The organism is Aquitalea sp. S1-19, assembly GCF_024343515.1.
Window position 1 is genome coordinate 1 of sequence record NZ_RJTZ01000194.1, and the last position, 2,974, is coordinate 2,974.

The 2,974-nt window shown below is 58.2% G+C and carries 5 protein-coding genes; all 5 read left to right on the forward strand.

Annotated elements, in window-relative coordinates; all coding sequences use genetic code 11:
- Nucleotides 1-17: 17 nt before the first annotated feature.
- The 5 genes from fliM to fliQ are packed head-to-tail and all read left to right on the forward strand — an operon-like array spanning nt 18 to nt 2,899.
- Entirely contained in the window at nt 18-1,028 is a 1,011-nt protein-coding gene (fliM, locus tag EGI20_RS16975) for a flagellar motor switch protein FliM (protein ID WP_498632695.1), read from the forward strand.
- A complete protein-coding gene (gene fliN, locus EGI20_RS16980) occupies nt 1,021-1,452 on the forward strand; it encodes a flagellar motor switch protein FliN (protein ID WP_498632890.1) in 432 nt (143 codons plus the stop codon). The genes fliM and fliN overlap by 8 nt, the downstream gene beginning before the upstream one ends.
- Nucleotides 1,449-1,871 (forward strand): flagellar biosynthetic protein FliO, encoded by a 423-nt coding sequence (gene fliO / locus EGI20_RS16985; protein ID WP_498632892.1) that lies wholly within the window; start codon nt 1,449-1,451, stop codon nt 1,869-1,871. Before fliN ends, fliO begins: the two co-directional genes overlap by 4 nt.
- The gene (gene fliP / locus EGI20_RS16990; protein ID WP_498629910.1) at nt 1,868-2,614 is read left to right on the forward strand and encodes a flagellar type III secretion system pore protein FliP; all 747 of its coding nucleotides are present in this window, start codon (nt 1,868-1,870) and stop codon (nt 2,612-2,614) included. The genes fliO and fliP overlap by 4 nt, the downstream gene beginning before the upstream one ends.
- 15 nt (nt 2,615-2,629) lie before the next feature.
- Nucleotides 2,630-2,899 (forward strand): flagellar biosynthesis protein FliQ, encoded by a 270-nt coding sequence (fliQ, locus tag EGI20_RS16995; protein WP_498629908.1) that lies wholly within the window; start codon nt 2,630-2,632, stop codon nt 2,897-2,899.
- Nucleotides 2,900-2,974 lie beyond the last annotated feature (75 nt).

A 2,974-nucleotide genomic window follows, 5' to 3' on the forward strand; every position in this document is an offset into this window, starting at 1 on the left:
AGAATCAGTAAGCCCAGATGGCTGACGATATTTTATCCCAGGAAGAGGTGGATGCCCTGCTGCGCGGGGTGACCGGGGATACTGAGGATGAGGGTGATCATGGCGAGTCCAGTGGCGTCCGCCAGTATGATATCGGACGTCAGGAGCGCATCGTGCGTGGGCGTATGCCTACGCTGGAAATCATCAACGAGCGTTTTGCGCGCAATTTGCGCATAGGCTTGTTCAATTTCATCCGCCGCAATGCCGAGATCTCGGTAGGTCCGGTCAGGGTGCAGAAGTACAGCGAATTCATTCGCAATCTGGTGGTGCCCACCAACCTTAATCTGGTGCACGTCAAGCCGCTGCGCGGCACCGGGCTGCTGATTTTTGACCCGGATCTGGTGTTTCTGGTCGTCGACAATCTGTTCGGCAGCGATGGCCGTTTCCATGTGCGGGTCGAAGGGCGCGACTTTACCCCGACCGAACAACGCATCATCCAGCGCATGCTGAATGTGGTGTTTACCGAGTACCAGAAGGCGTGGGAACCGGTCTATCCGCTGCAATTCAGTTATCTGCGCAGCGAAATGAATACCCAGTTTGCCAATATCGCCACGCCGACCGAGGTGGTGGTGGCGATGTCCTTTCATATCGAACTGGGGGCCGGCGGCGGGGATTTTCACGTCTGTCTGCCTTACTCCATGGTCGAGCCCATCCGGGATGTGCTGTCCAGTACCATGCAGGCAGACCGTACCGAGGTCGATAACCGCTGGGTCAGCCTGATGTCGCGTCAGGTGCAAACGGCCGAAGTCGAACTGGTCGCGGAGCTGGCGCATACCGAGGTGACGCTGGGGCAGGTGCTGAACCTGAAAGAGGGCGACGTCATTACGCTGGACATACCGGAACGGGTGGTGGCCGATGTGTCGGGCATTCCGGTGCTGGAGTGCAAGTACGGTACGGTTGAGGGCAAGTATGCCCTGAGTGTGGAAAAGATACTGGCCGGGGCGCATGACCTCGGCGATACGGAGTCGGGAGAGCTTAAACATGGCTGAAGAACAGGGCACGCAAGGTGCGGCCGATGATGTAATGGATGACTGGGCCGCCGCGCTGGCCGAACAGGCCGAGCAAGCCGCAGCCGCACCGCCGCCAGTACAGCCTGCTTCTGGCCTGTTTCAGGAGCTGGGCGGCGCTGCGCCGGCCAGTGCCACCATTTCCCAGAATCTGGACATGATTCTGGATATTCCGGTGCAGCTGACCGTGGAGCTGGGCCGCACCAAGATCGCGATCCGCAACCTGTTGCAGCTGGCACAAGGCTCTATCGTCGAGCTGGATGGCTTGGCCGGCGAACCTATGGATGTGCTGGTCAATGGCTGCCTGATTGCACAGGGCGAGGTGGTGGTGGTCAATGACAAGTTTGGTATCCGCCTGACCGATATCATTACGCCGGTCGAGCGTATCCGGCGTCTGCAAAAATGAGCATCAAGCCTTCTTTGTTATGGACAGTGCTGCTGTCCGGCCCCGCATGGTCAGCCAGTGCGCCTCAGGCTGTTGCGGCCCCCTCGGCTTTTATGAGTCTGGTGCAGGTGGTGTTTGCGCTGATGCTGGTACTGGGCGCGATAGTCGGCTGTGCCTATCTGGTACGCCGTATCGGTGGTGGCGCCTTAGGTGGCAGTCGCGACTTGCGCGTGGTCGGCGGGGTGATGGTTGGCCAGAAAGAGCGGGTGGTGATTGTCGAGTCCGGCGACGAATGGCTGGTGCTGGGCGTGACTGCACACAATGTCAACCTGCTGTCGCGTCGCGACAAGCCCGAAGGCGCCGAGTTGCCGCCGCAGCCGCCCTTGCCCGAGAGTTTTGCCCGTCTGTTCAAAAGCGTACTCGCCAAATCCAAGTCATGAAGAAAAGCCCCTCTTTGCTGCTGGGCGGTCTGTTCGCGCTGGTGCCTGTTCTGGCCGACGCAGCCGGTCTGCCCATGATGAACAGCAGTCCCGCGCCCGGTGGCGGTCAGAACTATTCCCTGTCCTTGCAGATGCTGCTGTTTATGACCGGGCTGTCGTTTATCCCGGCCATGGCGCTGATGATGACTTCGTTTACCCGCATCATCATCGTGCTGTCACTGCTCAGGCAGGCACTGGGCACCATGCAGTCGCCGCCCAACCAGGTTCTGGTGGGGCTGTCCTTATTTTTGACCCTGTTTATCATGGGGCCGACGCTGGATCAGGTGTACCAGAAGGCGTGGGTGCCGTTTTCCGACGACAAGATCAGCATGATGCAGGCGGCCGACGAGGCCGCCCGGCCGATGAAGGCCTTTATGTTGTCACAGACGCGTGAAAAGGATCTGGCTTTCTTTATCGAGGTGTCGCGCTCGCCGGCACCAGCGAGCCCGGCCGATATCTCCCTTAAGACGCTGGTGCCGGCTTATGTGATCAGCGAGCTGAAGACGGCTTTCCAGATCGGTTTTATGATCTTTATCCCGTTTTTGATTATCGATCTGGTGGTCGCCAGTATCCTGATGGCGATGGGGATGATGATGGTGTCGCCGGTGATTATTTCCTTGCCGTTCAAAATCATGTTGTTCGTTCTGGTCGACGGCTGGACGCTGGTATTGGGTTCGCTGGTACAGAGTTTTGCCCAGCGTTAAGCGCAAGGAGAGGATATGAGTCCGGAACTGGTCATCAATCTGGTGCAGCAGGCGCTGTTTACCCTGATTATTGTCTCGGCGCCCGTATTGGGCGTGTCTTTGCTGGTGGGTTTGCTGGTGAGCATCCTGCAGGCGGCCACCCAGATCAATGAAATGACCCTGACCTTCATTCCCAAGCTGATGGCGCTGTTTCTGGTGCTGCTCTTGGCCGGACCATGGATGCTGAATACCATGATGGACTTCACCATTCGCCTGTATCAAAGCATTCCCGGCGCGATCGGTTAAGGCAAGATGGCGGCCAGTCTCGTTATTTCCGATCTGCAGATCAATGCGCTGGTCAGCTTCTTTGTCTGGCCGTTT